General features: G+C 67.5%; 19 protein-coding genes. 4 read left to right on the top strand and 15 right to left on the bottom strand.

Annotated elements, in window-relative coordinates; genetic code table 11:
* Positions 1-378: cupin domain-containing protein (locus tag K329_RS29665; RefSeq protein ID WP_157571745.1), on the top strand; the 378-nt coding region annotated here is incomplete at its 5' end.
* Positions 379-402: 24 nt separating this feature from the next.
* Here K329_RS29665 and K329_RS0114545 read toward each other — a convergent pair.
* Positions 403-1,893 carry an MFS transporter gene (locus K329_RS0114545; RefSeq protein WP_028473622.1) on the bottom strand — a complete coding sequence of 497 codons (1,491 nt, stop codon included), beginning with the start codon at positions 1,891-1,893 and terminating at the stop codon, positions 403-405.
* A gap of 148 nt (positions 1,894-2,041) precedes the next feature.
* Here K329_RS0114545 and K329_RS26990 point away from each other — a divergent pair, with 148 nt between their 5' ends.
* Positions 2,042-2,704 carry a TetR/AcrR family transcriptional regulator gene (locus tag K329_RS26990; RefSeq protein ID WP_052336926.1) on the top strand — a complete coding sequence of 221 codons (663 nt, stop codon included), beginning with the start codon at positions 2,042-2,044 and terminating at the stop codon, positions 2,702-2,704.
* Here the strand turns inward: K329_RS26990 and K329_RS0114555 are convergent.
* The 14 genes from K329_RS0114555 to K329_RS0114610 form a co-directional block, all read right to left on the bottom strand.
* Positions 2,698-3,168, bottom strand: coding sequence for a hypothetical protein (locus tag K329_RS0114555; RefSeq protein ID WP_028473623.1), 471 nt, complete (start codon positions 3,166-3,168; stop codon positions 2,698-2,700). The two genes, K329_RS26990 and K329_RS0114555, sit on opposite strands and share 7 nt — an antisense overlap.
* Positions 3,169-3,259: 91 nt before the next feature.
* Entirely contained in the window at positions 3,260-3,544 is a 285-nt protein-coding gene (locus tag K329_RS0114560; RefSeq protein WP_028473624.1) for a DUF2218 domain-containing protein, read from the bottom strand.
* A gap of 60 nt (positions 3,545-3,604) precedes the next feature.
* Positions 3,605-4,777 (bottom strand): alpha/beta hydrolase family protein, encoded by a 1,173-nt coding sequence (locus K329_RS0114565; RefSeq protein WP_028473625.1) that lies wholly within the window; start codon positions 4,775-4,777, stop codon positions 3,605-3,607.
* Positions 4,778-6,908: 2,131 nt separating this feature from the next.
* Entirely contained in the window at positions 6,909-8,078 is a 1,170-nt protein-coding gene (locus tag K329_RS32105) for an N-6 DNA methylase (RefSeq protein ID WP_084541312.1), read from the bottom strand.
* 936 nt (positions 8,079-9,014) lie between these two features.
* Complete coding sequence (locus K329_RS30950) at positions 9,015-10,901, bottom strand: ORC-CDC6 family AAA ATPase (protein ID WP_157571746.1); 1,887 nt, start codon at positions 10,899-10,901, stop codon at positions 9,015-9,017.
* Positions 10,898-11,788, bottom strand: coding sequence for a phosphoribosyltransferase-like protein (locus K329_RS30955; RefSeq protein WP_157571747.1), 891 nt, complete (start codon positions 11,786-11,788; stop codon positions 10,898-10,900). The genes K329_RS30950 and K329_RS30955 overlap by 4 nt, the downstream gene beginning before the upstream one ends.
* A 263-nt stretch (positions 11,789-12,051) precedes the next feature.
* A complete protein-coding gene (locus K329_RS26995) occupies positions 12,052-12,957 on the bottom strand; it encodes a fumarylacetoacetate hydrolase family protein (protein WP_043643741.1) in 906 nt (301 codons plus the stop codon).
* Entirely contained in the window at positions 12,954-13,751 is a 798-nt protein-coding gene (locus K329_RS0114580) for an SDR family NAD(P)-dependent oxidoreductase (protein WP_043643742.1), read from the bottom strand. The genes K329_RS26995 and K329_RS0114580 overlap by 4 nt, the downstream gene beginning before the upstream one ends.
* Positions 13,752-13,839: 88 nt before the next feature.
* Positions 13,840-14,784 (bottom strand): VOC family protein, encoded by a 945-nt coding sequence (locus tag K329_RS0114585; RefSeq protein ID WP_043643744.1) that lies wholly within the window; start codon positions 14,782-14,784, stop codon positions 13,840-13,842.
* 86 nt (positions 14,785-14,870) lie between these two features.
* A complete protein-coding gene (locus K329_RS0114590) occupies positions 14,871-15,644 on the bottom strand; it encodes an SDR family NAD(P)-dependent oxidoreductase (protein WP_028473628.1) in 774 nt (257 codons plus the stop codon).
* Complete coding sequence (locus tag K329_RS27000; protein WP_245596566.1) at positions 15,641-16,129, bottom strand: VOC family protein; 489 nt, start codon at positions 16,127-16,129, stop codon at positions 15,641-15,643. Before K329_RS27000 ends, K329_RS0114590 begins: the two co-directional genes overlap by 4 nt.
* Positions 16,126-17,508: an NAD-dependent succinate-semialdehyde dehydrogenase gene (locus tag K329_RS0114600; protein WP_028473629.1), complete on the bottom strand. Its 1,383-nt coding sequence runs from the start codon at positions 17,506-17,508 to the stop codon at positions 16,126-16,128. The genes K329_RS27000 and K329_RS0114600 overlap by 4 nt, the downstream gene beginning before the upstream one ends.
* Positions 17,509-18,516 (bottom strand): fumarylacetoacetate hydrolase family protein, encoded by a 1,008-nt coding sequence (locus K329_RS0114605; protein WP_245596567.1) that lies wholly within the window; start codon positions 18,514-18,516, stop codon positions 17,509-17,511.
* A gap of 6 nt (positions 18,517-18,522) precedes the next feature.
* Positions 18,523-18,813 carry a putative quinol monooxygenase gene (locus tag K329_RS0114610; protein WP_028473631.1) on the bottom strand — a complete coding sequence of 97 codons (291 nt, stop codon included), beginning with the start codon at positions 18,811-18,813 and terminating at the stop codon, positions 18,523-18,525.
* A gap of 212 nt (positions 18,814-19,025) precedes the next feature.
* Here K329_RS0114610 and K329_RS0114615 point away from each other — a divergent pair, with 212 nt between their 5' ends.
* Positions 19,026-20,180 (top strand): FAD-dependent monooxygenase, encoded by a 1,155-nt coding sequence (locus K329_RS0114615; protein WP_028473632.1) that lies wholly within the window; start codon positions 19,026-19,028, stop codon positions 20,178-20,180.
* Entirely contained in the window at positions 20,177-21,535 is a 1,359-nt protein-coding gene (locus K329_RS0114620) for an FAD-binding oxidoreductase (protein ID WP_028473633.1), read from the top strand. The genes K329_RS0114615 and K329_RS0114620 overlap by 4 nt, the downstream gene beginning before the upstream one ends.
* Positions 21,536-21,583 lie beyond the last annotated feature (48 nt).

Below are 21,583 nucleotides of genomic sequence, written 5' to 3' on the forward strand. Positions count from 1 at the left end.
CGGGAGGCGATCGACCCCACCGAGCGCGACCTCACCGTGCCGCCGCCGAAGCTGGGCACGAAGATCCGCGTCAACGAGTTCGCCCCCGGCCACCTCGACGAGCGCGGCCTCCAGTCCCCCGTGCACCGCACCGCCACGATCGACTACGGCATCGTGCTCGAGGGCGAGATCACGCTCGTGCTCGACGACTCCGAGGTCACGCTGCAGGCAGGCGACGTCGTGGTGCAGCGCGGCACCGACCACGCCTGGGCGAACCGCGGCGACGTCACCGCCCGCGTCGTCTTCGTGCTGGTCGACGGCGTGTACGACGACCAGCTCACCGCCTCGCTGCCCGCCGGGGCGCTCGACGGCTTGATGCACGGGGGCCCGAGGGACTGACCTGCGGGCGCCGACCGCACTACCTCAGTGCATCGCGCGAGGCGCATCCCCGTCGGTCTCGATCGCGCCGTGGCGCAGGAGCGCGCCGCAGACGACCGCGGCGGCGACGAACATGGCGCCGGTCCACCAGAACGCGGTGGTGTAGCTCTCGACGGCGGCGAGCGCCGCGTTCACGCCCGACGGGTCACGCCCGACGAGGAAGTCCGTCGCGGCCGACGACGCCAGCGCGCTCAGCACGGCGATGCCGATGGAGCCGCCGATCTGCTGGGCCGTGTTGACCATCGCCGAGGCGACGCCGGCGTCGTCGGGGTCGACGCCGTACGTCGCGGCGCTGAAGCCCGGCGCGACGACGAACCCGAACCCGACGCCGACCACGATGAACGCGGGCAGCACGTGGATGACGTAGCCGCTGTCGAGGCCCAGGCGCGAGAGCACGAACATGCCGACGGCGGCCAGCACGAACCCGGACGCGATCGGCAGCTTGGGGCCGATCCTGCCGACCAGCGGGCTCGAGACGCCCGCGGCGACCGTGACGCCCGCGATGAGGGGCAGGAACGCGAGGCCGGTCTTGAGCGGACCGAAGCCCGCGACGGTGCTGAGGTAGAAGGTCATGAAGAGGAAGACCGAGAAGAACCCGATGCCCACGACGCCGACGGCGACGAACGAGCCGCCGCGGGTGCGGTCGCGCACGACGCGCAGGGGCAGCAGCGGGTGCGCGACGCGCGTCTCGATCGCGACGAAGACGGCGAGCAGCACGACGCCGAGGGCGATGAAGCCGAGCGTGGTCGCGCTCCCCCAGCCCTTCACCTCGGCCTCGGCGAGGCCGTAGACCAGCGCCACGAGGCCGGCCACGACGACGATCGTGCCCGGGGCGTCGATGCGGCCGCCGCGCTCGGCGCGGGGCTCCTTCTTCAGCAGCGCGAGCGCGCCGAGCAGGGCGACGACGGCGATCGGCACGTTGACGTACATGCACCAGCGCCACGAGAGGTACTCGGTGAGCGCCCCGCCGAGGATGACGCCGACGGCGCCGCCCGCGCCCGAGACGGCGGCGAACACGGCGAACGCCGTGGCCCGCTCCTTGGCGTCGACGAAGATCACGGTCAGCAGCGAGAGCGCGGCTGGCGCGAGCAGCGCGGCCGAGACGCCCTGGGCGCCCCGGGCTGCGACGAGCAGCTCGAAGCTGGTCGCCGCGCCGCCGAGGGCCGAGGCGACCGCGAACCCGAGCAGGCCGGCGATGAACATGGGCTTGCGGCCGACGACGTCGCTGAGCCGACCGCCGAGCAGCAGGAGCGAGCCGAAGCCGAGGGCGTAGGCGGTGACGATCCACTGGCGGCTCTCGTCGCCGAACGACAGGTCGCTCTGCGCGTTCGGCAGCGCGATGTTCACGATCGACGAGTCGAGCACGACCATCAGCTGCGCGAGCGCGATGACGCCGAGGATCAGCCAGCGGGCGGCGTGGTGCGGGTGGGGTACGGCGGCGGTGGCCGCGGCGGGAGGGGTCTGGACGGAGGACACGAAGGATCTCGTCTCTGGGTCACGGAACGCGCGGAGAGGCCCGGGGCACTGGTCAGCCGGCCGGGACGAAGAGCGGAGCGCTCGACCACATTCGGTGACGAACTGTATTCCAGAAGACGGACCGTCACCATCCGTAGGATGGGAGACGATGGCCACACGTAAGTACGAGCAGGGCCTCCGCGCCGAGGCGGCGGAGCAGACCCGTCGCCGCATCCTCGACGCGGTCGACGCCCGGCTGCGCGCCGCGCCCGCCGAGCCGGTCAACCTCGACAGGATCGCGCGGGAGGCCCGCGTGGCCCGGCCGACCATCTACGCCGTCTTCGGCTCCCGCGCGGGTCTGTTCAGCGCGCTGGCCCACGACCTGTTCACGCGGGGCGGGTTCGACTGCGTGCGGGCGTCGATCCTGCACCCGGACCCGGCGCAGGGGCTGCGCGACGGCTTCACCGCCGTCACCGCGCTCTACGCCACCCACCGCGACGTGCTGCGGTCGCTGTTCTCGATGGCCGCCCTCGACACCGAGGCCGTCGGCGGCGCGGTGGCGACGCTCGAGGAGGACCGCGCCGGGGGCATGGTCGAGCTGGTCCGGCTGCTGCACGCGGCGGGCCTCCTGCGCCCCGACGTCACCCCCGAGGCGGCCGTCGACACCCTGTGGGTGCTCACGAGCTTCGACAGCTTCGACCTGCTCCACACCGGGCGCGGGCTCACCGCCGCCGAGGTCGCGCGGCGGCTCGTCGAGACCGCCGAGCGCAGCCTGTACGACGTCGCGCGCCCCGGCTCAGCCGCCGGCGAGACCCGCGGCCGCGATCAGTAGAGGATCTCGAGCGGCACGGTCGTGTCGGTGTAGCCGGCCGCGACCACGCTCAGGGCGGCGGTCGGCGCGGGCGACCGGGTGCGGTTGATGAGCAGCGACAGTCCCTCGGTCTCCGCCCCCGCGGCGAGCTCCGAGGTGTAGGTGAAGGTGGTGACCTCGTTGAGGGCGTCGTACCCGTGGCTCCACTGCAGCCCGCTGTAGCCGGAGAAGCTGTAGGCCTGGCTGTCGGGGAGGAAGGCGACCAGCCCGCCGGCCGGGATCGGGCCGCTGCCGGTGTTGGTGGCGTAGATGCCGAAGAAGAAGGTGCCGCCGCTGTCGGGATCCTGCTCGGACCCGTCCGAGCGGGCGCTCAGCGCGGGGGCCCCGCTGGCCGCGAACGCCGGGGCGGCGGCCACGATCGAGACGGCCGGGACGGCCCAGACGGAGGCACGGATCACGCTGCGGCGGGTCGGGAGGGAGGTCACGGTGCTGACCGTCCCACGCGACGGTCAGGGCGCGTGGCCGAACCCGGACTTTGCCGAACGACGTCCGGCGCCCGGGACGTGAGCGCCGACCTCAGCCGGCCCACACCACCGTGAGCTCGTCGCGCTGCCCGAACCGCTCGAGGTGCCGGGCGACGACGCCGGCGAACTGCTGCGCGTCCTCCCCCTCGGCGACGGAGACCTCGACGGCGAGGTGGTCGCCGGCGGGGCGCAGCACGATGACCTGGCCGCCCTCCCAGCGCTGCACGAGCGCGCCGTCCTCCTCGGTGACCGGGCCGCGCGCCGACCAGTGGCTGGTGAGCTGCTTGGCGTAGCGCTCCGGGCGGTCCGTCGCCATCGTGCCGGTGATCGTGCTCATGGGGTCCTCCGGAGGGGTCGAGGGAACGCAGCGGGTGGGTCTCGGGTGCCAGCGCGACGCTCACGCGCGGGCGGCTGCCTCGTCGAGCTCGCGGAACGTGTCCTCGATCCAGTCGGCGGTGAACGCGCCGACGTGGGGCAGGTGGTCGAGGCCCACGTGCTCGGTGGCGCCCTCCTCGGGCGTGAAGACGCGCAGGTCGCGCTTGGTGGCGTTGACGGCCTGCTCGTAGGAGCGGTGCGCGTAGGCCACGGGGATCTGGCGGTCGTTCTCGCCGTGGGTGATGAGGAAGGCGCAGGTGATCTGCTCGACGACGCCGTCGAGCTGCACGCGGGCGGCCTTCTCGACGAAGGTGTCGACGTCGGTCTCGCCCCACACCCAGAGCACGTGCTCCCAGTAGTGCGGCACCGGGTTCTCGCCCTCGCGCTCGAGGCGGCGGCGCTGCACCTCGCCCCAGTTGTGGTTCGCGCCCCAGGCGACGACGAGCTTGAGACGCTTCTCGTACGCCGCCGCACGCGGCGCGTAGTAGCCGCCGAGCGACCAGCCGACGAGCCCGAGCCGGTCGGCGTCGACGTCGTCGCGGGTCTCGAGGTAGTCGACGCAGGCCTTCGCCCAGTCCTCGCTCTCGACGCGGCTCGTGAGGCCCGCGAAGCGGAGCGCCTCGCCGCTGCCGGGGCAGTCGACCATCAGCGTGGAGATGCCGCGGGCGGCGAGCTCCTGGGGCCACTCGGAGCAGTACATGTGCTCCTTCGTGGAGTCGAGCCCGTTCCACATGATCATCACCGGCGCCGGGGAGCCGTTGGCGCGGTGCGCCTTCATGAAGTACGCCGGCAGCTCGCCCCCCTCGAACGGCACGGCCACGCGGGTGGTCGCCGGGTCGATGAGGTCGAACGAGCGCTGCAGGGCGTCGAGCCCCTGCTGGTAGAAGGGGATCCGCTCGGGGTCCTTGGAGCTGAGCATCCGCTCGGCCTGGCACACGTACGCCGCCGACCGGAACCACTTCTGCCCCGCCGTGCGCAGGTGCCCGGCCTTCTCGGCCTCCTCCGCCTGCTCGGCGACCTGGTCGGCCACGCGCTTCCACGCCAGCATCAGGTCGCGGGTACCGGCATCGCCCTTGCCCGCCGCCTCGCGGATCGGACGACACGCCCGATCGACCTCGTCGATCATCCCGCCGCTGTTGAGCGTCGCCGCGACGCCCAGGCTCCAGATGTAGTTCTCGGGGAAGTACTCGAACACGGCGCCGTCCTCACGGGCAGGGGGTGGGTCGAGGACGACTGTGCCGCCGGTCATGCCGGGGCGGAACCAGTACGTCGTGATGGGGGGCATCGGGGAGGGCGATGGGCACACCGAGTGTTTCGGCCTACCCCGGACAGTTGAGCACCGCCGCCTTCTTCTCGATCAGACTACGGTTGTTTGGCGCAGCACGAACTGTGTTCTGGACTGCCCCGCGGAACGATGAGAGCAAGCGAGTAAAGCTGTGCCAGGCACGAGCACTAAGCACTGTGCATCGACAGCACCTCTAGGCGCACTGCGGCGAGACACTGCCTGCATCACCGGTCGAGGCTCGGCGCCAGGCCAACTTACAAATTGCCACCGATCTCTCCTATTCGACGGCGGGCGACGATAAAATCACCAACTGCACTGTTGGAATTTCCACCGTCCACCATCTGACGAGTCGGGAAAGCGCTAATCAACGCAGCGGCCATCTGACTGGCACACCCCCGACAACGAAACCTCTCCTCGGTCCAAACACGAGTGACAGCGACATACGGTCCGGGCCCCAAGCCATAGTCTAAAGAGCCCGCCTTGTCTCCGAGATACTCCGCAACAACCGTTCCTTGCCTGCGCCGGCGGATCTCTTCCGCACTCTCGTCAGGCAAGTGCACTGTGATCTGAAAAACATACTTCTCGATGCCCTCCGGACACCCGCCCGAAAACACCTCGACAACTTCATCAGTCACGTCTTCTGCCCTCCCTTTGTCATCCATCAACCATGGCATAAGTGGCTAACAGTCTCAACATCCCCGTTCGACGTCGTGATGGCTGCCACTAATCACTCAGGGCCGTGGGATCAAGTTTCAAACTCCTATACGAATACCACCGTTAATGAGGACGACAGGCTTTCATTAACAGTCTCGAATAACCTAGCAACGAAATCTAGGCGATCATCGCCAGCCTATACCTCTGGCGATTCCTGCAACAGAACACCATTGCCTAGACGATCCGCAGCGCTAATGTCGTCGAAATTCAATGAGTTAATTGGCAAAGTAATTCCGCTCTGGTCAAATGCCGTTGGCATGGGCCCTCTCCAAGCATTCGCTATGCCATACTCCCACGGCCAAGAACTTGCCACCGGCACCCTGCTGCTCCCTGTCGCTTTGGTTGGATCAACGACGGGGATGGGGGCAGCCATTATGCCCCGACCGGACGCCATCCTGTCAGGGTTCCCTCCAGAACCGGACATCATGTCCCAGTAATAGACAGCGCCAAGACGAGGCGGCGCCTCCGACTTTGCCGCGTCCTTCCACCACTGCGACCGTGAGGGAGAGACAGTCCCGGGGACGACGCGAAGTTGTCGCTGGTAGAGCGCAAGATAGCCTCGAAACGAATGCACACGTCCATTCCAACTGAATAGCCCGCCGTTTAGCAACGAGGCTTGAGCGTGAGTCACTGCAGATTTTAAGACATACTCGTCAGTGGCCGCGTCAATAGATTCGACAATCTTGGATTGGTACACATGTATAACATTGCTGGCGTCGACGATGGCCAGATCGCCGCCTAGGACCGTGGCTTCAGCTTGGGATGTGATCGCGTAAGTCGCGTCCTGAGGACTATGACACCATAACGTGGACATCACAGCGTCGGTGACGCCGACCTCATTCAATGCGGTTGAACTCGCAGTCACCGTTGTCGCACCGGCGCCAACCTTCTTGAGTACTGTGGCCGGCCGAGTTGTGGCATAGGCGTAGGACCGCAGGGCGGATCGCGCACGCCAAGAAGCGATCCCCATCGCGCCGGCCAAAATCTGAACGTGACCCATGAGCCCTATTGTGGGCGACCCATAGCCCCACCGCTATGACATTCCTCAAACCGTACTAACGGGTCGAACATCCGTCGAGTCCCCCCAGCCCATAGCAGAGTCCTATGACCAACCTGAAGAAGGGCGCCGTTCAGAAGGGCGTTCAACCGTCGAAACGGCGCGAGGTGGACTGGCAACTGCGCAGTAGTACCGCGATCCCGCCCCGTGTCAACCTGCAACTCTCGGGCTCATCAAATGAGCGGAAGCGGACTCAACGGCTAGCCTCGCATCCCGACCGCTCAACCTACAGTCCGTCATTGTTCCACAGAGAGAACCTAGCTCACGTCCTCAGATCCCCAACCGCTCGTGAACTTGCGACATGTCCGATTCACAACTCGAGGTGCGCGCAAGCGCAGAGCTACCTGATGCAGGCACGTGGTGACAACAATATCCACGCTGAGCAAGAAAGTGCTTCAGTCGGCGGATTGTCAAGTACGGTGCGCATCCACCCACATACTCACGCTGGAGCTCGAGTAGACCCTCAAGTAGTACCGTTTGAATTACCTCAAGACTTGCTATGTTTTCGGTCCGAAGAGCGAACACGCAGTCGCTCAAGACTAGGGACTTTGGCGTGCGAACTAGCCTGATATGTTCTCCACGCACGCGTCCAACTCGCGGGAGCGTAACAAAAGGACCAACCGTCGCCAGCGACGAAGCGGCCTGAGGCAATGGTGGAACTCTGTCAGCCAAACCAGCCAGGTCCCGCGTGTGTAGAAACGGTGCCGACTCAGTGATCGGCGAAAACTTCGCAAGCGAATGTACGGGTACTCGACCGCGAACTAGTTCCACGCACGAGTGCGCACGCAAAGGCAGATCAACAACCGCCGCCGGTCGGGGTGAAATCGAAGGTCGAATCGCGATCAGCACCGACCGCGTTCGCGTACCTTTGAACGCTGTCGACGAGAACTCCGCAACAGTTTCGACCGTTCGGTGCGTGGCGACAGCAGACCAGAAGTCGGCGTCCCGCTCGAGCGAAAGTATGCCAGCGGGGAGCACAGCCAACACTTCCCCGGAGGGAGCAAGTCGCGTCATGGATTGAGCAACGAATGTGGACGCCGGCGTTAGCGCGTAATCGGACCCGTCATAACTCACGCGTTTTGACTGCCCACCGCGATACGAGAACGGCGGATTTAAAACTACGAGGTCGATGTTGGCACCGGTCGATTTCCACGTAGCACTAGCCGCTCGTGATCTCTCAGAGAACATGTCTACTTGCTCAAGCGTCCAATCCGGGTACCTGGTTCGCGTGCGCGCAATCTGGCCCAGATCGATATCTAATCCATAGACGCGGACGTCTGGCCAGGTCGACATTGCCGCGCGAAGTAGGGAGCCGTCCCCAACCGCGGGGTCCATTACGGAACTCGGCCGAATTGTTGCCGCAGTTAGCACCTTCTGTGCCAGCACATCGGGCGTGTAGAAAGCATCGCGCAACCGGTCCATTCGATCCAATCTAGGCATAGTCGCCTACACCTCTGAAAAGATCCGACTCGGCGAACTGGGACACCTCGTAGAGGCAAACTCGTGACTGGCCAGATGTGCGCCGACTTTTCCGAATGGGGTGGTCGTACACAATCTCAGCCCGGCCTGGACGAGCGATGGCATATAGAACAGCCCCAAGACCATGCGGTTTTGTGCCCACAGGTGCAACGCGCAGAAACGCATTATCAAAGTGCATTTGAATCTTCACAAGTTCATGAAATAGATCGAAAGGGCAGTTCGCTTTGGCGAACTGAATTCGGGAATAGTGACCGTCCTGCTCTAGAGTGAGTCGCCCACTTAACAGCGCCTGGGTTGTGTACTCGGGTCGGAAGCCTGGGGCACCAACCACTGGGACCACTCGCTCGCTCGCGGGTTCGGCGCTTTCGAGAACATGCGCGAGACGCGCACCCTCGAACCCTAGAAGCGGGACGAAAACGCTGTCGGCCGGAGCTCGCAGGCGGAGATTAGCCAGTCCTGGAAGAGGTGCAATTCCAGCAATGCTCTCCGACAGGTCGTAGATCATTCCCCGGGTGGGGTTTGCGCTTCTCCTGTAGTCGAGAGGTTCGCGGTATATAACTCGAGTCACGCCACCTAGTTCCAAGGACGCCTGAAGTAGAGGAGCCCAAGTCGAATAGGTCATCCCGGTTATATCAATATATACCACCGGCCTACCATCGAGGGCCGATTTCAACCCCCCTCGGTCGCGGAGGGAGATGGAGATTCCAGCGAGCTCAATGGCTTCCTCACCCGCCTCGAAAATCTGCACGAAATGCGTGTCGATTTGCAAGGCAACCCATGAATCTTGAAGGAGGCTACGCTCCTCTGGGCCGTGACTGTGAAGGTAAAGTGAGTCAGGAGGGCAAATAAGGTCCTCAGGCGCTAACTCGGTTGTGAGGAGGGGCTCGTTCAAAAGCCTCATCCGAAGTACTCCTGAAAAAGCGACATCTGTTCTGGAAGTTCCTCGGGCATCGCCCTACTGCTGCGCTCCAATACTCCTAAGATCGCTGGTCGCGGCGTTCGAACTAGTGAGTAAACGTCCTTTGACGAGATCTCCATACGCCGTTTACTGCGGTAACTGAAGACAAAGAAGGGTGCGAAAATGGGGTGCAACTGATAGTTATAATCTTTCGTCTCGCCCGAAGAGGCTGCCATCTTGTCGCCAGGAAACCTACGAACAGCGAGATGCATAACCGCCGCATTAAGCACATCCTCCGCGAAACTATCGTAAGGCTCTCCCTGACCTGCCTGCACTCGGAACTGGGAAACCTCAGGAGTATGCCCCTCGGGGTCGGCAGCCATCACTTGGAATACGCGACCTAGACTTAAAACAAGCCGCGTAAGATCCGCACCCTGCGCGGAGAGCCCTTGAAGTTGCTCGACCAAGCGCCGCCCCACGGCCTGGGCGGCACCCGTTTGTGTCTGAACCGTCACGGGAGTATTGAGGGATCGCTTATCGGTCAAGTGTTCCTGCAATGCTTCGTTTATCAGCTGAAGCAGGAAGCGAATGTTGCCGTCAGCTAGTAACACGTACGTACTCCAACCGGCGTAGTATTTACTAATCCCGCGGCGCCCCCGTCGGAGCGTATAGAGAGCAGCGTGCTGGTAGTTATTCATACGGTTTGCCCACTGCGCTGGCTCAGCTACCGCCGAACGAAGTACGGTGAGCTCATCGGAGCGCTGTGAGCGGGCCCAGTACTCGACCATGTAGGCCGAAAGAGGCGACATCCGATCGAGCGCGTTCAACTCAGCATCCACTGCGCCCGCGTCGGACAGACGTCCACGCAATGCAAGTTGTTTACTTGAAGCTCCCAACAATTCTGCTTCCGCTTCTTCCGACAAAGAGGGCAGGAGCGCCTCCATGCTTTGGATCTCACCCAGGTCATCTGCAATCCGGGCCAAGCGCCCAGTGCAGACTGCCTTCGCAAACTCGGCGAAATCTTCGTCTTTGAGGCGTTCTGCAATGTCGATCAGCGCATAATCGGCCGGTTCAACTAGGACTTCGTCGGGATTAGTGGTAGTGCGTTCGCGATGACCAGTCGCTTTCATTCCGATTTTGAACGTGTACCCTTCATCGCCAGCATGTTTGATAAGAGTATTGAATACTCGTTGCTGGTAGTCTTCGAAATTTTCGTATTCGTCAACAAGATAGAAAACCGGCTTTCCAATTAGGCGAGAGTCGGCGTTTAAGGACCTTGTCAAGTAAGTGACGGGGCGCGCAAGGATGCTGACCTTGGGCTTCTCCGAGGAGCCGATGTTGTTTATAGCAGCTTCGAAGTCGATTAAGGCATCATCTAGACTGGCCGCCAAAAGTCTGAGATCTCCGGAGACTGGCTTGATTAGCAAGGCACGGCAACAGCGATCGAGTTCGACTGTGTCCAATTTTATCGACTCTTGGTTCGATTCGTCGACCCAAATGAGAAATTCGACAACCAACTGAACCAAGACGATGTTGAGGTAGTGGGCGAAGTATCTTGACCATTCCTCCTCGGTCATGGTGGCGCCTCGAAAGGCGCGTACGGTATTTGTATCGATCCGCCAGTAGACCCCGACGTGGGTCCAGTCGGACATGCTGGCGTCAGACAGGCGGCTGAGTCCCTCGTAGGACAGTCCACGCAGCGCCGTCGTCTTTCCGGTTCCCCGCCCCCCGACCAACAAACACGGACGCCGCGTCAACAATTCTGGCCAATAGGTGGGCTTCGCAAACAACTCGTAGATGTCTGCGCGAAAGTACTCTGCGCGCATGCCGCCGAACACTTCATTGAGTCGCTGCGCCCGCACTGCAGCACTTCCGTCGGTCTTCATGACCGCCTCAGAAGTGAATTCCAGGTGGGCGTATCCGCCCATAGAATGGGCAAGGTGGCATCAGGGACGGAGTGCTCAAATGCGATAGCCAGGGCCAAATCATGCCACCCGAGTTCCATTGTCGGATTGATACTTGCTTGCGTGCTGCACCGAGCCACGAAGTCTCGAGCCCCAGCCTGAAGTTCATCGGGAAAAACAACCGTATCGGGGTGAACGGCCGAGTAATTGTCCGCCAGGAGGTGCGCAGTTCGAAGATGGGCCAAAGTGCAGTGAGCCTCGATTCGAGTAAAAGCGTACGCGGTGGCAACGGCCGGAATATAGAAGGCCTCGACTGGCGAAATCTTAGCAATCTCTTCGAAGGATGTATGGGAGCCGTCCGGCATTGAATAGAACCGTGTCCAGGTTTTTATGAACTGGTCACCCGATCCTGCAAAATCGTCGACCATTACAATCGGTCGGCGCTCACCTCGGTACAGCCGCTCCAAGACCTCTTCGGGGTACATGAACCGAACTTCGTCGATTCCGAGTTCCTGCCGCGCCAGGCGAGCAAAAGTGTGACCAGAGTCGGTCGGGTTTGGTCTCTCGCCAGTCGGGAAAGTCACAAGGCAGTCTGCGACGAATGCGCTCCACACCGATTTCCGCTCCGCGTAAGTGGACAGGCCAGCAGCTACCTCGCTCGAGAGAGAGTGAAAAAGCGAGGTGCACAACTTTGTGGTCTGCTCCATGCTGAAGTAGACCAAAGACTCGAGCAGCGACGCCGCGTGATCGACGTCTTCGGCGTTAAAGCCGTTCAGCCAGCGCTCTGGGTTGGCGCGTGCAGGAATCTTGGGCCAATGGCCAATCGCGCTGAGGTACTGCTTACTAGCGAGCACTTCGTCCTTCGTCATCCCACTCCTCTGCAGAACTCGTAGCAGGACCCTACTTGGTTGCGTGGTTCTTGAGCCTGGCAAATCTGCGTTTCGAGGTCGTGGACAACGCAGGCGGAGCTGTGACTCGCACCGAGGACCGCGCAGGGTCAAACTAGGTCGACGATCCGATCCCCGCTAGACGGACCGGCCCGCGTCCCAGCGGCCTGGATTGACAGCGACATCCCCAGCGAACCCAATCACCGAATCCAGAGCCCATCCCTGACCCGCCCCGCCTCCGCGTCTCAATCAGATGAGGGAGCGCTCAACTCCCCCAGCCCCTCAACCATCATCACCACCCGGTCACCCACCTCCACCGGCGCCGGCACCTGCTCCCCGCGCCTCCCCCACAGCTCCGCCAAGCACCCGCCGCCGCCCGTCGTGCCGGAGGCAAGCAGGTCGCCCGCCAGCACCACGGAGTCCCTCGAGGCGTAGGCGATCATCTGCGCGAAGGTCCAGTGCATGTTGCTGAGGCGGTCGTGGCCGATGAGCTCGTCGTTGACGTAGGCGCGGCAGTCGAGGTCGAGGAAGCCGCCAGCGTCGTGGAAGGGCTCCAGCTCGTCGGCCGTCACGATCCACGGGCCGATCGAGGTCGCGAAGTCCTTCCCCTTGGCCGGGCCCAGCCCGATGGTCATCTCTCGGGCCTGCAGGTCGCGCGCCGACCAGTCGTTGACGATCGTGTAGCCGAAGATCGCGTCCTTCGCCTCGACCTCGGTGAGGTCCGAGCCCGTGCGGCCGAGCACGGCGCCGACCTCCAGCTCGAAGTCCAGGGCGCGCGAGGAGCGGGGGGCGCGGATCGGCTCCCCCGGTCCGTAGAGCGCGTGCGGGTTCGTGAAGTAGAAGTGGGGGTTGTCGTACCAGGCCTCCGGCACGCCCTCCTTGCCGTCGACGCTCTTGCGCACCCCCTCCACGTGGCTCTCGAACGTCACGAAGTCGCGGACGCTCGGCGGCCGGTAGGGCAGCGTCAGGGTCACCGACGCGAGCGGGACGCCGGGGCCGCGGAGCGCCGTACGCCCCGTCTCGAGCGCACGGTCGAGACCACCCGCCACGACCTCGCCGACCGAGAGGCCGTCGGGCAGGGCGAAGACGGTGTCGCCGTCGACCACGACGCCGCGCACGGCGTCGCCGTCGCGGACGGAGGCGAGCTTCATCGGGGTCCTTCGGGGGTGGTGGGGCGGGTCGCGTCCGCGATGCCCTTGTGGGAGACGTGGGCGGTGAGCCCGCCGTCGATGACGAGCTCGGCGCCGTTGTAGTAGGCGCTGTCGTCGGAGAGCAGGAAGACGATCGTCGGCGCGATGTCGGCGGGCAGGCCGATGCGGCCCAGGGGGATCTCCGCCAGCGCCGCGTCATGAAACGCCGGCGAGGCCGACGCCATGAGCGGGGTGTCGACGAGCCCGGGCATCACCGCGTTGACGCGGATGCCGCGTGCGCCGAGCTCGAGCGACGCCGTCCGCGTCAGGCCCCGCAGGGCCCACTTGCTCGAGGTGTACGCCGCCGCCGCGTGCCCCGCCATCGCCGCGACCGAGCAGATGTTGACGATCGAAGCGCCCGGGCCCATCAGCGGCACCAGCGCCTGGATGCCCAGCATCGGGCCGGTGACGTTGATGGCGAACGTCCGCTCCCAGGCGTCCAGCGACACGTGGGGCAGGCGCTCGCGCGCCGCGACGCCGGCGTTGTTGACCAGGCCGTGCACCGCGCCGTACCGCTCCCCCAGCTCGGCCGCCAGCGCCTCCCAGCCGGGGGCGGAGCGTACGTCGAGCGAGCGGTAGGCGACGTCGAGACCGTCGGCGGTGAGCGTCTTGGCGAGGGTGGTGCCGTCCTCGTCGAGCACGTCGGTCGCGACCACCGTCGCTCCCTCGCGGGCCAGGGCCTCGACCTCCGCCGCGCCCTGGCCCCGCGCCGCACCGGTGACGACGACGACCTTGTTGTCGAGCTTCATCTGCATCGCTTTCGTGAGCGGGGGGTGTGGTTTCGAGACGGTTGCTGCGCAACCTCCTCAACCACCGGGGATGCGCGCCTCAACCACCGACCAGTCAGACCGGGGGCGCGACGAAGACGCCGCGGTCGGGGTCGTTGAAGGAGTCGCGGGCGATGATCTCGCTCATCGGGTCGGAGGTGCCCCACTGGTCCTGCGTCATCGGGTCGGCGATGTCGTAGACGCTGGGGTGCCACTGGTCGGTCTCGATCTTCTCGAGCTCGGTCGTGTACTCCATCGTGTTGCCGCTCGGGTCGAGGAAGTAGCTGAAGGTGTTGTTGCCGGCGTTGTGGCGACCCGGGCCCCAGATCTTCTTCACGCCCGCGCGCATGACGCGGCCGGTGCCCCGCATGTACTCGTCCAGGCCGCGCATCTCGAACGACACGTGGTGCACCGACGTGTGCGGGCCGCGGGCGATCGCCAGGCTGTGGTGCCAGTCGTTGCACCGCATGAAGTGCATCATCTCGCCCATGTGCTCGCCCCAGAGCGTGTCCGAGAGCTTGAAGCCGAGCACGTTCGAGTAGAAGTCGCGGGTGCGGTTCGGGTCGTTCGAGTTCATCACCGCGTGCGAGATGCGCACCGGGATGGCCTCGCCCTCCTCGATCGCGCGGTGCTGGCGGGTCTCGACGTCGCTGGAGATCTCGATCGTGCGGCCGTCGATGTCGAAGAAGCGGAAGCCGTAGCCGCCGCCCGCCGTCTGCAGCGCGCCCGGCTCCGTGACCAGCTGGACGCCCTGGGTGCCCAGCTTCTGCGCCAGCGCGTCGACCGCGGCGGCGTCGGTGGCGCCGAAGGAGATGAGGTCGAGGCGCTTGTCGCCCTCGCGCAGCCGGATGACGTACTGCTCCGGCGAGCCCTCGGTGCCGAGGTAGGAGACGTTGCCGTCCTTGCCCGTCTCGGTGAGGCCCCAGGTGTCCTTGTAGAAGGTGCGCTGGGTCTCGAAGTCGGGCACCGCCAGGTCGACGTGCCGCAGGTGCGTGATGCCGTGCTCGTTCAGGTGGCTCATGACGGGGTTCTCTCTGTGGGAGTTCTGGAATGGGGCGGTGGGTTTCGAGACGGTCGCTGCGCGACCTCCTCGACCACCGAGACGGATCAGCCGAGCACCGACGCGCCGCCGTCGACGACGAGGTTCGCGCCGCTGATCCAGCTCGACTCGTCGGAGGCGAGGAAGAGGGCGGCGGAGACGACGTCGGCGGCCTGGCCGTGGCGGCCGAGCGGGATGCGGTCGAGCACGACCCGGCGCATCCGCTCCGGCGGGTCGGCCAGGAGCGGCGCGGTGTTGGGGGTCTCGGTCATGCCGGGGCTGACCACGTTGGCGCGGATGCCGTGCGGCCCGCCCTCCACGACCAGCTGCAGCGTCAGCGCGATCACGCCGCCCTTCGCGGCGCTGTGGGCGTTCTGCGGCATGAACTCGACGCCCCGCATGCCGGCGATGGAGCCGACGTTGACGATCGAGCCCCCGCCGTACGCCTTCAGGTGCGGCCACGCCGCCCGCACCGTGTAGAAGACGAGGTCGAGCTCGTTGCGCATCGTGAAGTCCCAGCCCTCGACGCCCAGCTCCTCGATCGAGCCGAACCGCTGCGTCGAGGCGTTGTTGTAGAGCACGTCGATGCCGTCGTACGTCGCGACCGCGGCGTCCACCCAGGCGCGGGCAGCCTCGGGGTCACCGAGGTCGACACCGCCCATGACGGTGATCTCGCCGCCTGCGGCGCGCACCGCCTTCTCGGTGAGGGCCGCGCGCTCGGCGTCGAGGTCGCAGCCGACGACCCTCGCGCCCTCGGCCGCGAACCGGTGCGCCGCCGCGACGCCCATGCCGCCGCCGACGCCCGTGATGAGGGCGATCTTGCCGGCGAGACGCCCGGTCATGCCCGGACCTCCGAGCGTGGTTTCGAGACAGGCGCTGGCGCGCCTTCCTCAACCACCGAGGACGATGTGCGGTCGAGCAGCTCCACGAGGTTGCCCTCGGGGTCGGCGACGAAGGCCATCCGTACGCCGGGCTCGGGCGAGGGGCGCGGCGACATCCGGTCGGTCGCGCCGGCGGCGAGCAGCGCGTCGTACGTGGTGTCGACGTCCGGCACGTCGAAGGCGACGTGGCCGAAGCCGCGGGTGAGCGCGGCCTCGGCGGCGCTGCCGGGCTGGAGGCCCGGGGTGGAGCCGGCGCGGGCGAGCAGCTCGATGCGGAAGCCCTCGGGGCTGCGCAGCATCGTGCCGCTCAGGCCGACCTCGGCCACCGTGAACTCGAGGTCGACCGCCAGCCCGAACGCCGCGGCGTACCAGGCGCTCATGGCCGGCAGGTCGCCGACGCTGAGCCCGACGTGGTCGAGCACGGGCGCGGTGAGCACGGGCGTCACGACGCGCCCCCGACGAAGACGGTGCGCTGGTTGGTGAACTCGCGCGTGCCCTCGCCGGCCAGCTCGCGGCCGTAGCCGCTGCGCCCGATGCCGCCGAACGGCAGCCGTGGGTCGGAGGCGACCATCGCGTTGACGAACAGCGCACCCGAGCGGATCCGGCGACCGACCGCGAGGCCGCGCTCGGAGCGGCTCCAGACCGCTGCGCCGAGGCCGTACTCCGTGTCGTTCGCCAGCTCGACCGCGTGGTCGTCGTCGCGGGCGCGCACGACCGAGGCGACGGGGCCGAAGGTCTCCTGGTCGAAGCTGGTCATGCCGGGCCGCACGTGGTCGAGCACGGTGGGCGCGTAGTAGGTGGGCTCGATCGGCTCGCCACCGGTGACGAGCACGGCGCCCTCGGCGATCGACGCCTCGACCTGGCGGTGCAGGCCGTCGCGCAGGTCGGCGCGGGCCATCGGACCCACCGTCGTGCCGGGAGCGGTGGGGTCGCCGACCTGCAGCAGGCCGACCCGCTCGACGAGCAGCGCGACGAAGTCGTCGGCCACCGCGTCGGCGACGATGAAGCGCTTGGCCGCGATGCAGCTCTGCCCGCCGTTGCCGAAGCGCGACTTCACGGCCGCGTCGGCGGCTGCCACCAGGTCGGCGTCGTCGAGCACCACGAACGGGTCGGAGCCGCCGAGCTCGAGCACGCTCTTCTTCAAGAAACGTCCGGCGAGCGCACCGACCGCCTCCCCCGCCCGCTCGCTACCGGTCAGCGTGACGGCGGCGACGCGAGGGTCGCCGATCACGCGCGGCATGGTGTCGGCGAGCGACGCCTCGGCCAGCACGAGCGTCACGAACAGGCCCGCGGGGGCGCCGGCGTCGGCGAAGAGCTGCTCGATCGCCAGCGCGGAGCCGGTCACGTTCGGCGAGTGCTTGAGCACCGCGCCGTTGCCCGCCACCAGCGCGGCGCACGCGAACCGCAGCACCTGCCAGAACGGGTAGTTCCACGGCATCACCGCGAACACGAGGCCCAGCGGCTCCGAGGAGACCCACGACCGCTGCGCCGCGCTCTCCATCTCGCGGTCGGCCAGCCAGCCGGGGGCGGCGTCGGCGACGACCGTGCAGTTCCAGGCGCACTTGTCGATCTCGGCCAGCGCCTCCTTCAGCGGCTTGCCCATCTCGGCGGTGACCAGCGCGGCGTACTCCTCACGCCGCTCCGTCAGCAGCTTCCCGACGTCGCGCAGCAGGCCGGTGCGCTCCTCGACGGTCCGCTGCGACCACTCGCCGTACGCCGCGTGCGCCGCCGCGAGCCGGGTCTCGATGCCGGTCTCGTCGTGCACGCCGTACGTCGCCAGCTCGGCCCCGGTGGCCGGGTTGCGGGTCGTGATCTGCTCGGTCACTCAGACCGCCTCCCTCTCGCGTCGACGTGCCGCCGGGATCGGGGGCACGCTCTCGGTGCCGGCGACGACCCGGTTGCGGATCACGCCGACACCCTCGATCTGCATCTCCACCACGTCGCCGACCTGCAGGGGCGGCGGCGTCAGCTCGCCGCGGCGGCCCCACGCCTCGGCGAGCGCGCCGGTGCCGCACGTGCCCGACGCCAGCACCTCGCCGGCGCGCACCCAGGAGGCGCGCGAGGCGTAGGAGACGAGCTGCTCGAAGCTCCAGCCCATGTGGCCGGAGCGGTCGGCGCCCACCTCGACGCCGTTCACGCGCACCGTCATCGCCAGGTCGAGGAAGCCGTCGGCGTCGCGGTGCTCGACGAGCTCGTCCGGCGTGACGACCCAGGGGCCGATGGTGGTGGCGAAGTCCTTGCCCTTCGACGGGCCCAGGCCCAGGCGCATCTCGCGGCCCTGCACGTCGCGCGCCGACCAGTCGTTCATCACGCAGTAGCCGCCGATCGCAGCCCGTGCCTGCTCCGGCGTCGCGTTGCGCACGTCGCGGCAGATCACCGCCGCCAGCTCGAGCTCGAAGTCGAGCCGCTCGGTGTCCGGCTGGGTGACCACGTCGTCGTACGCACCGTGCACCGCGTGCGGGGCCATGAAGAGGAACGAGGGTGCGGCGTACCACTCGTCGGGCACGGCCGCGTCGCCCTGCATGCCCTTGCCGATGCCCTCGACGTGGGACTCGAAGGTGAGGAAGTCGCGCATGGCGACCGGGTGCACGGGCGGGGCGAGCACGACCTCGTCGAGGGTGAGCCCGTCGGAGGCGGCGGCCCGCTCGGCGACCGCGTCACGGACGGTGCGCTCGGCCGCCAGCAGCGCGACCAGGCTGACGCCCGGCTCGACCGGGTGGAGGCGCAGGTGCTCCCCCGCGCCCAGCACGAGCGCGACCTCGGTCGGCGCGGCCGGCACCCAGGAGGCGGGCGGGCCGGGCGGCGCCGTACGGCGGAAGGCGGCGAGACGCACGGCCGGTCAGTCGATCGTGGTGTAGAAGGCGCGCTCACGCTTCGCGAGCACGGGGATCGCGAGGCCGTGGCCGTACTCCGTGAAGTGGTCGGAGGCGCCGTGCGCCAGGTAGGCCGCCTCGTCCTCGTAGACCTCGAAGAGGTGGAAGACCGACGGCTCCGACGGGTCCTGGTAGGCCTGGTAGTAGAGGTTGCCCGCCTCCGCCCGCGAGGCCGGCGTGAGCTTGCGGATGGCCTCGAGCACGACGGCCTCCTGGCCGGGCTCGGAGGTCCAGGTGGCGGCGACGACGTACGACATGGGGCTCTCGCTTCTGCACTCGCGGCGGGTCGGTCCCGCCGGACGCCGTGGACGCTACGGACGCCGCCGAGGGTCGGGAACCAGCCAGCGCGGATGCCAACCATCGTCAGGTGTTGGTTCCGCCGCCTGTGACCTGCGACATACCTTCCGACCGTCCGGCGGGTCCGCCCGCCCCCACAGCCGTGAGGCAAAGATTGGAAGGTGCGCCCGCCATGGACGTCTCCCCAGCGGTCAACCGCGTGCTCGTCGTCGGCGGCGGCATCACCGGATCGGTGCTCTCGCTCGCCCTCGCGCAGAAGGGCGTCGAGGTCGTGCTCGTCGAGCTGCGCGAGACGTGGACCGGCATGGGCCACGGCATCACGCTCCAGGGCAACGCCCTCAAGGCGTTCCGCGACGTCGGCATCCTCGACGAGCTGATGACCCGCGGCGTGCCGTTCGACCACCTGCGCCTCAAGGCCGCGCACGACGGCTCCGTCATCGCCGAGCTGCCGACGCCCCACACCGGCGGCGACGACCTGCCCTCCACCATGGGCGCGCTGCGCTCCGACCTCGCCGACATCCTCACCGCGGCGGTGCACGCGGCGGGTGTCGACGTGCGCCTCGGCACGACGGTGACGGCGATCGACGACACGGTGGTCGAGGGCCGCGCCGGCGTCACCGTCACGCTCGCCGACGGCACCACCGAGCGCGTCGACCTCGTCGTCGGCGCCGACGGCATCCGCTCGCAGACCCGCGCGATGATCGGCATCGAGCAGGGCCCGCGGCCCGTCGGCATGGGCATCTGGCGCGTCGTCGCCAAGCGCCCGGCCGCGATGGACTGCGCCGAGGTCTACTACGGCGGCCCCAAGTTCAAGGCCGGCTACAGCCCGATCTCCGACGACCTCTGCTACGCCTACCTGCTCGAGGAGAACCTCGACCGCAGCTTCGTCGGCGAGGGGCCGAAGGGCGGCCTGCTCAAGGAGCGGTCGGCCGGGTACGGCGGCATCTGGGGCGAGATCCGCGAGAGCCTCACCGACGACACCCTCGTCAACTACCAGTGGATCGAGGCGATCATGCTCGACGAGCCCTGGTTCCGCGGCCGCACCATCGTCGTCGGCGACGCCGCCCACGCCTGCCCGCCGCTCATCGCCCAGGGCGCCGCCATGTGCGCCGAGGACGCCGTCGTGCTCGCCGAGATGCTCACCGCCCCCGGCGCCGACGTCGAGACCGTGCTGCCGGCGTTCATGGAGCGCCGTCTCCCCCGCGTGACGATGGTCCTGGGCAACAGCCTGCAGCTCGCGGAGTGGGAGATGCACCCGGACTCCCCCGACGCCGACCCCGGCCGGATCATGGGCCAGACCCTGAACGCCCTGTGCGCCCCGGCGTGACCGACCTCGACGGCGAGCTCCTGCTGCGCGACGACGCCGGCTTCGAGGCCGCACGGGTCGACCGCATCTTCAACCGCCGCCTCACCTCCCGTACGCCGGCCGCGGTGCTGCGCGTGGGCAGCGAGGCCGACGTCGTCCGCGGCGTGCGGCTCGCCCGGGAGCGCGGCTGGCAGGTCGCCGTGCGCTCCGGCGGGCACAGCTGGGCCCAGTGGTCGGTGCGCGACGACGTGCTCGTGCTCGACCTCGCGGCGCTGCAGGAGCTGTCGTACGACGCCTCGACCGGCGTCGCGACCGCCTCCCCCGCGGTGCAGGGCGGCGCGACCCTCGACCCGTTCCTCGCCGAGCACGGCCGGTTCTTCCCCGGCGGGCACTGCCCCACCGTCGGCATCGGGGGCTTCCTGCTGCAGGGCGGCCAGGGCTGGAACGCCCGCGGCTGGGGCTGGGCGGCCGAGCACGTCGTCGGCCTCGACGTCGTCACCGCCGCCGGCGAGCTCGTGCACGCCAGCGCCGAGGTGAACGCGGACCTCTACTGGGCCGCCCGCGGCTCCGGCCCCGGCTTCCCCGGCGTCGTCACCCGCTTCCACCTCGCCACGCGCCCGCGGTTCGCGCACGTGGTGCAGACCGTGCAGGCCTACCGCCTCGCCGACTTCGACGAGGTCATGACGTGGCTCCACGACGCCCACCACGGGGTCGCGGACTGCGTCGAGATCGTCGCCCTCACCAAGACCGACGACGACCTCGGACCCGTCCTGCTCGTCACCGCTGTCGCGTTCGTCGACGACCTGGAGACGGGCCGGGAGGCGCTCGCGCCGTTCCGCGCCAACCCGGCCCTCGACCGGGCGCTGCTGCACGTCGACGCCCAGCCGACGACGCTCGCCGAGCAGCGACTGCGCCAGCTGCACGACAACCCGGAGGGCCACCGCTGGGCCGTCGACAACGCCTGGCTCACCGGCGACGCCGCGGCCGTCGTACCCGCGATGCGGCGCTCGTTCACGACGCTGCCGAACGCGCAGGCGTTCACCATCTGGTTCTCGATGGCGCCGCTGCGGGCCCTGCCCGACATGGCGTTCTCGATGCAGTCGGAGATCTACCTGGCGTCGTACGTCGTGTGGCCCGACGCCGCCGACGACGACGCGAACGTCGCCTGGCTCGCCGACGTGATGCGCGACCTCGAGCCGGTGACGGCCGGCCAGTACCTCGGCGACGGCGACCTCGAGCGCCGCCAGGTCCGGTTCATGGACGACGCGCACTGGGCCCGTTTCTGCGCGATCCGCGACGCCCGCGACCCCGACCGGCTGTTCGTCGGCTACCTCGCCGGCGCGTCCGGCGCGGCGAACCGCAACCACTGGGAGTGAGGCGCGGAGGCGGACGTCATCCGGACCGAGCCCCCGGGGCCACGATCG

Source organism: Nocardioides alkalitolerans DSM 16699 (assembly GCF_000426525.1).
GTDB lineage: Bacteria > Actinomycetota > Actinomycetes > Propionibacteriales > Nocardioidaceae > Nocardioides > Nocardioides alkalitolerans.